The 6,633-nt window shown below is 74.6% G+C and carries 5 protein-coding genes; 2 read left to right on the forward strand and 3 right to left on the reverse strand.

Annotated elements, in window-relative coordinates; translation table 11 throughout:
- Nucleotides 1-7: 7 nt before the first annotated feature.
- Nucleotides 8-2,119 (reverse strand): HelD family protein, encoded by a 2,112-nt coding sequence (locus tag ABEB07_RS05795; RefSeq protein ID WP_425588956.1) that lies wholly within the window; start codon nucleotides 2,117-2,119, stop codon nucleotides 8-10.
- A gap of 349 nt (nucleotides 2,120-2,468) precedes the next feature.
- Between ABEB07_RS05795 and ABEB07_RS05800 the strand changes: the two genes are divergently transcribed.
- Together ABEB07_RS05800 and ABEB07_RS05805 are read left to right on the forward strand one after the other, a co-directional pair.
- Complete coding sequence (locus tag ABEB07_RS05800) at nucleotides 2,469-2,651, forward strand: hypothetical protein (RefSeq protein ID WP_164588243.1); 183 nt, start codon at nucleotides 2,469-2,471, stop codon at nucleotides 2,649-2,651.
- A gap of 17 nt (nucleotides 2,652-2,668) precedes the next feature.
- Complete coding sequence (locus ABEB07_RS05805; protein ID WP_345667296.1) at nucleotides 2,669-3,850, forward strand: glycosyltransferase 87 family protein; 1,182 nt, start codon at nucleotides 2,669-2,671, stop codon at nucleotides 3,848-3,850.
- Here ABEB07_RS05805 and ABEB07_RS05810 read toward each other — a convergent pair.
- The gene (locus ABEB07_RS05810; protein ID WP_164583201.1) at nucleotides 3,813-5,459 is read right to left on the reverse strand and encodes a DNA repair helicase XPB; all 1,647 of its coding nucleotides are present in this window, start codon (nucleotides 5,457-5,459) and stop codon (nucleotides 3,813-3,815) included. The two genes, ABEB07_RS05805 and ABEB07_RS05810, sit on opposite strands and share 38 nt — an antisense overlap.
- Nucleotides 5,460-5,526: 67 nt before the next feature.
- Nucleotides 5,527-6,633 (reverse strand): helicase-associated domain-containing protein (locus ABEB07_RS05815; protein WP_345667297.1); only part of this gene is annotated, 1,107 nt, incomplete at its 5' end.

The raw sequence follows: 6,633 nt of genomic DNA on the forward strand, positions 1-6,633 counted from the left end.
CGTCGGATCAGGTCAGCTGGGCCGGGAGGGGGGTCGTGTGGGTGACGATCAGGCCGGAGACGGCTCGGGTCAGGGAGACGTAGAGGCGGCGCAGGCCGGTGCGTTCGTCGGGCTCGCCGTCGACCACGGCCCGCGGTTCGTCCAGGACGACGTAGTCGTACTCCAGGCCCTTGGCGAGCGAGGCCGGGACCAGGGTGAGCCGGGTCTCGGCCGTCGTCTCCTGACCGGGCGACAGATACGTCAGCCCCGCCGCCGTCAGCGCCCCGGCCAGGGCGGGCACCCGGGCGTCGGCGGCGATCAGACCGGTCGAGCCCTCGTGCCGCAGCAGCTCGGCGCAGGCCGCCACCACGTCCGCGTCGCTCTCACTCGTCCGTACCTCGAAGAAGCCGGGGTTCTCCCGGACCGAGGCGACCGGGGTCAGGTCCGGGGCGATGTGCGGCAGCAGCCGGGAGGCGTAGGCGATCACGTCCGTCGGGACGCGGAAACCGGCGGTCAGCTCCTCGATGACGCCCTCGCCCTTGCCCAGGTGCGCCAGCGCCTCCTGCCACGTCCGGGTCGCCCACGGCGTGGTGCCCTGCGCGAGGTCGCCCAGCACGGTCGCCGAACCGGTGGTGCAGCGCCGCCCGACCGCCCGGTACTGCATGGGGGAGAGGTCCTGCGCCTCGTCCAGCACCACGTGCCCGAGCGAGTGCGTGCGCTCGACCAGGTCGGTGGCCTCGTCGATCAGCACCGCGTCCGCCGCCGACCACCTGGCCGCCTTCACCGACCGCACCGGCCGGTCCCACAGGATCGTCGCCCGCTCCTCCTCGGTGAGGACGCCCTCGGCGTGCGCGGCCAGGAACTCCGCGTCGGTCAGCAGCCGCAGCACCAGCTTCGCCGGGTCGACCGGCGGCCAGATCGCCTTGACGGCCGCCTTCACCGCAGCGTTGCGGGCGACCGCGTCCTGCACCCGGTCGTCCGGCGCCTCGCCGGCCCGCTCCATCTGCACCAGCACGGCGTGCGCGATGCGCTGCGGCAGCGCCTCGCGGGCCGCGCCGTAGCGGATGCCCCGGTCCAGCAACTCCCGGACGATCTCCTCCAGTTCGTACGCCGGCACCCGCCAGCGGCGTGAGCCGCGCACCACCACGACCGGCTCGGCGGGCATCGTCACGTGCGCGTACACCGCCCGCCGCAGCACCTGGGCCATCCGCGCGTCGCCCTTGACGACCGCCGCGGCCGCCTCGTCCGCCCCGCGCACCTCCACGTGCGCCACCAGGTCGTCCACCGTCGCCTGCCGCACGGTCAGCTCGCCCAGCGCCGGGAGCACCTGCTCGATGTAGTGCAGGAAGGACTTGTTCGGCCCGATGACCAGGGTGCCCGTGCGGGCCAGCCGCTCGCGGTGCGCGTACAGCAGGTAGGCGACCCGGTGCAGGCCGACGGCGGTCTTCCCGGTGCCGGGGCCGCCCTGCACGCAGACGGTGCCGGTGAGGCCGGAGCGCACGATCTCGTCCTGTTCGGGCTGGATGGTCGCCACGATGTCGCGCATCGGGCCCACGCGCGGGCGCTCGATCTCCTGCTGGAGCAGCTTGCTGGTGGCGGCCGCCTCGGCCGGGTCGGACAGGTGCTCGTCCTCGTACGCGCTCAGGTCGCCGCCGGTGTAGCCGAAGCGGCGGCGCAGCCCGACGTCCATCGGGTCCTTCTTGGAGGCGCGGTAGAACGGCTGCGAGACCGGTGCGCGCCAGTCGATGACCATGGGGTCGCCGTCGGCGTCATGCACGTGCCGCCGCCCGATGTGCAGTGTCTGGTAAGCGGCCTCCGGCCGCGGGCGCTCCCCGCCCGCGCCCTCCGCCCGGTCCGCGCCCGGTGCGTGCAGGTAGTCGAGGCGGCCGAAGAACAGCGGGGTGCCGCTGAGGTCGGCCAGCGCCTTGATCCGGTCCTCGATCTGGCGGGCGAGCACCTCGGCGTTGACCCAGTTGGCGGTGACGTCGCGGATGTCGAGGGACTCGACGTCCTCGCGCATGGCCCGCAGCGCGGAGCGGGAGGCGGCGAGGTGCGACCGCTCGCGCGCCAGCGGGTCGTCGGCGGTCGGGTCGTCGGAGGCCGGGGCGTGGGCGGTCGGGGCGTCGGCGGGCGTGGACAAGGAAGTGCCTCCGGGGGCCTACGGGACGGGCGGCGGGGCCGGGTGCGGCGGCGCCGTGCGGCTGCGGGGTCTGCCGTCCGGTTTCCGTCCGGACGACGGCGCTCCGTGGAGGGAGGCGGGCAAGAGCGGAGATTCTAGATGGTCGCGGGGAGCGGAGGCCAACCGTTTTACGCCCGCCCCCGCGCGCCGACCGGCAGGCCACCCCGTCCGGCCCCTAGGGGCTGTCACCCGCCCGGCCTAAGGGGTGCGGTCCCTCCAGAGGGGTACGCGGCACAGGTCGAGGTCGGCGCCGCGGGGGACGCCCGCCTCACCTGCCCGGATCCATCCTTGAGTCATGAGCGCAGCAACCATGAGCGCAGCAACCCTCCACCCGGCACCCCCTGCCCGCCCCTCCGGCGCCACGGCCGTCCGGGGCAGCCACCACCACCGCCTCGGCGACCTCCTGCACGCCGTGAAGGTGTACGCGGGCGCCGCGTTCGACGTGGTCATCCTCGGCGAGTACGGCGAGGAAGCGGGCGTACGGCACAAATGACCGACTAGGGTCACCCCGTGACGAAACGGACGGTGGCCCTCCGCTCGCACCCCGCGACCCCCTTCGCCCTGCTCGCCGTCTCCCTCCTCGCCCTCGGGACCCTGTTCGCGCTGCTGCGCGTGCCGATGCCCGACGCGGTGGTCTACCGCGCCGAGGGCGCCTCCGTCCTGCACGGCCGCGACCTGTACGGCTTCACCGTCACCGAGGGCCGGCTGCCCGCGACGTACCCGCCGTTCGCCGCGCTGCTGTTCGTACCGGCCGCGCTGCTGCCCGTCCCCGCGGCGAAGCTGGCGTTCTGCGCGGTCAACGTGCTGCTGCTGGCCTGGCTGGTGCGGCTCTCCGCCCGCCTAGCGGGCCGCCGGGCCGGTCCGCCCCTGGTGTGCGCGGCGACGGCGCTCGCGCTCTGGCTCGAACCGGTCTTCCAGACCTTCGGCTACGGCCAGATCAACCTCGCCCTGGCCTGCCTGGTCCTGTGGGACCTCACCCGGCCGCCCGGCGCGCGCGGCCGGGGCGCGGCGATCGGCGTGGCGACCGGCATCAAGCTCACGCCGGGCCTCTTCGTCGTCCTCCTGCTGCTGCGCGGGCGCGGCCGCGAGGCGGCGACGGCCACGGCCGCGTTCGCCGCCACCGTCGCCCTGGGCGGCCTCGTGCTCCCGGCGGCGAGCGTGGAGTACTGGACCCAGCTCTTCTTCCGCACCGACCGGGTGGGCAAGACCTGGATCATCGACAACCAGTCGCTCCAGGGCCTGGTCGCCCGCGTCCTGCACGACCCGGCGCCGGGCGCGGCCTGGCTGCTGCCGGCGCTCGCCGCGGCGGCCGTGGGGCTGTGGGCGGCGCGCCGGGCGCCGGACGAGCGGTGGGGCGTCCTGCTGACCGCCCTGACCGCCCTCCTCGTCTCGCCGATCAGCTGGTCGCACCACTGGGTGTGGTGCGTGCCGCTGATCGCCGTGCTGCTGGCCGAGGGCCGCCGCGTCTGGGCCGCCGTCGCCCTGGTCTGCTTCGCCGCCCGCACCATGTGGCTGGTGCCCCGCGGCGGCGACGGCGACCTCCACCTGACCTGGTGGCAACAGCCCCTGGCCTCCCCCTACCCGCTCCTCGCGCTGGCCCTGCTGGCGGCCGCGGCCGTCGCGCCGGGCGGGCGGCGGACGGCGGCGGAGCCGGTCAGGCTTCCCCGGCCAGCAGCTCGTCAGCGTCCATGATCCGGTAGGCGTAGCCCTGTTCGGCCAGGAAGCGCTGGCGGTGGGCGGCGAAGTCCTGGTCGATGGTGTCGCGGGCGACCACCGAGTAGAAGTGCGCCTGGTGGCCGTCGGCCTTGGGGCGCAGCACCCGGCCGAGCCGCTGGGCCTCCTCCTGGCGGGAGCCGAAGGTGCCCGAGACCTGGACGGCGACGGTGGCCTCCGGCAGGTCGATGGAGAAGTTGGCGACCTTGGAGACCACCAGCACGTTGATCTCGCCCTCGCGGAAGGCGTCGAACAGCTTCTCGCGCTGGGCGTTGGACGTCTCGCCCTTGATGACGGGGGCGTCCAGGTGCTCGCCGAGTTCGTCGAGCTGGTCGATGTACTGGCCGATGACGAGGATCTGCTGCCCGGCGAAGCGGCGCACGATCGCCTCGGTGACCTTCCGCTTGGTCGCGGTGGTCGCGCAGAAGCGGTACTTCTCCTCGGTCTCGGCGGTGGCGTAGGCCAGGCGCTCGGCGTCGGTGAGGTTGACCCGGACCTCCACGCAGTCGGCGGGCGCGATGTAGCCCTGCGCCTCGATCTCCTTCCACGGCGCGTCGAACCGCTTCGGCCCGATCAGCGAGAACACGTCGGACTCGCGGCCGTCCTCGCGCACCAGGGTCGCGGTCAGGCCGAGCCGGCGGCGGGCCTGGAGGTCGGCGGTGAACTTGAAGACCGGCGCGGGCAGCAGGTGCACCTCGTCGTAGACGATCAGGCCCCAGTCGCGGGAGTCGAACAGCTCCAGGTGCGGGTAGACGCCCTTGCGGCGGGTGGTGAGCACCTGGTAGGTGGCGATGGTGACGGGCCGGATCTCCTTCTTCGTCCCGCTGTACTCGCCGATCTCGTCCTCGGTCAGCGAGGTCCGCTTCACCAGCTCGTGCTTCCACTGCCGGGCGGAGACGGTGTTCGTCACCAGGATCAGGGTGGTGGACTTGGCCTGCGCCATCGAACCGGCGCCGACCAGCGTCTTGCCCGCGCCGCAGGGCAGCACGACGACGCCGCTGCCGCCGTGCCAGAAGTTCTCCACGGCCTGCTTCTGGTAGGGGCGCAGCGTCCAGCCGTCCTCGCGCAGGTCGATCGGGTGCGCCTCGCCGTCCACGTACCCGGCCAGGTCCTCGGCCGGCCAGCCGAGCTTGAGCAGCGTCTGCTTGATCTGCCCGCGCTCGGAGGGGTGCACGGCGACGGTGTCCGGGTCGATCCGCTCGCCGACCAGCGGGGCGACCCGCTTGGACTTCAGCACCTCCTCCAGCACCGGCCGGTCGGTGGTGGTGAGCACCAGACCGTGCGCGGGGTGCTTGGAGAGGGTGAGGCGCCCGTAGCGGTCCATCGTCTCGGCGATGTCGACGAGCAGCGCGTGCGGCACCGGATAGCGGCTGTACAGCACCAGCGCGTCCACGACCTGCTCGGCGTCGTGCCCGGCGGCGCGCGCGTTCCACAGGCCGAGCGGGGTCACCCGGTAGGTGTGGATGTGCTCGGGCGCCCGCTCCAGCTCGGCGAAGGGCGCGATGGCGCGACGGCAGTCGTCGGCCTGCTCGTGGTCGACTTCGAGAAGGAGGGTTTTGTCTGACTGGACGATGAGCGGACCATTCACGCGCGGCACCCTTTCCGTTCGGCCGCACCACACGGCCAATCGTCCAGTGTGCCCTACCGGCGCATGGTCACGACGGGTCCGCGGCGGCTTCCTCCGCGAGCTCGGCCACACCCGTGATCCGGTGCAGCGGATAGGTGCGGACCTCGTCGGCGGTGTGGTCGTACGCCGTCACGAAGCCGCCCTCGACGCGGACCGGGGCGATGACGCGCTGGCTGGCGGCGCCGTCGGCGTTGACGTAGCCGATCCACACGGCCTCGCCGGTCAGGACGGCGGCCTGCACGGTGGCCAGGGTCTCGGCCGCGCTGGTGCGGGGCAGGGCGCCGTCGTCCGCCGGGGGCGCGTCGGCCAGCGGTCTGCGCGGGGCGGTGGCGGCCAGGTCGCCCGCCCGGATCGCCCGGATCGCCGCCGACAGCAGCGTGCCGTCCGGGGCGGGCGGCCCGTCCGGGACCGGTTCGGGCGCGGTGCGCGGCGGGGTGCGGTGGGAGTCGGCGCGGGCGATCAGGACGTCGCCCGCGGCGGACTCGGCGGCCGGCGCGTACCCCAGCGCGCGCAGCCCCTCCAGCAGCGCGCCCGGGTCGCTCTGCGCGGCCAGCACGGTCGGCGCCAGCCGGCGCAGGCCGAGGCCGGCGGAGCGCTTGTCGGCGAGGATCTCGTTCAGCACCGAGTCGTCGTCGCAGCGCACGTACGCCGAGGCCGCGCCCACCCGCAGGTGCCCGTGCCTGCGGGCCACGTCGTCGATCAGATAGGCCAGCGGCTGCGGCACCGGCGTACGGGAGTGCTCGGCCAGGAAGGCGTGCAGGTCGGCGGCGCCGCGCCCGGCGTCCAGGGCGCGCCGTACGGAGGCCGGGGTGAAGCGGTAGACGGTCGCGCCGCCCTTGGACTCGACATCGGCGAGCACGCCCAGCACGTCGGCCAGCGGCCGGCGCAGCGGGCCGGGCGCCACCGCCGTCAGATCAGCCTGGAGCAGCACGTGGTCCAGCGGTTCGGGCAGCAGCGGGGCGAGCAGGCGGGCGGCGGCGGCCGTGGCGTCGGCCTGCTCGGCGGGCGTGAGGGGCGCGGGGCCGTGCGGGTCCCCGGCGGGGTGCGGGGGGCGGTGCCGGTGCACGGGCAGCTTGTCGCCGGGCCCGGCCGGCACGTCCGCCGCGCCCGCGTGGCCGGCGGCGGGCGCCGGGGG

Source organism: Streptomyces similanensis (assembly GCF_039543625.1).
GTDB classification, from domain to species: Bacteria; Actinomycetota; Actinomycetes; order Streptomycetales; family Streptomycetaceae; genus Streptomyces; species Streptomyces similanensis.

Bases quoted from the DNA above. Each gene is read 5' to 3' on its own strand.
- ABEB07_RS05800 (WP_164588243.1), top strand. From the start codon at position 2,469: ATGAGCGCAGCAACCCTCCACCCGGCACCCCCTGCCCGCCCCTCCGGC.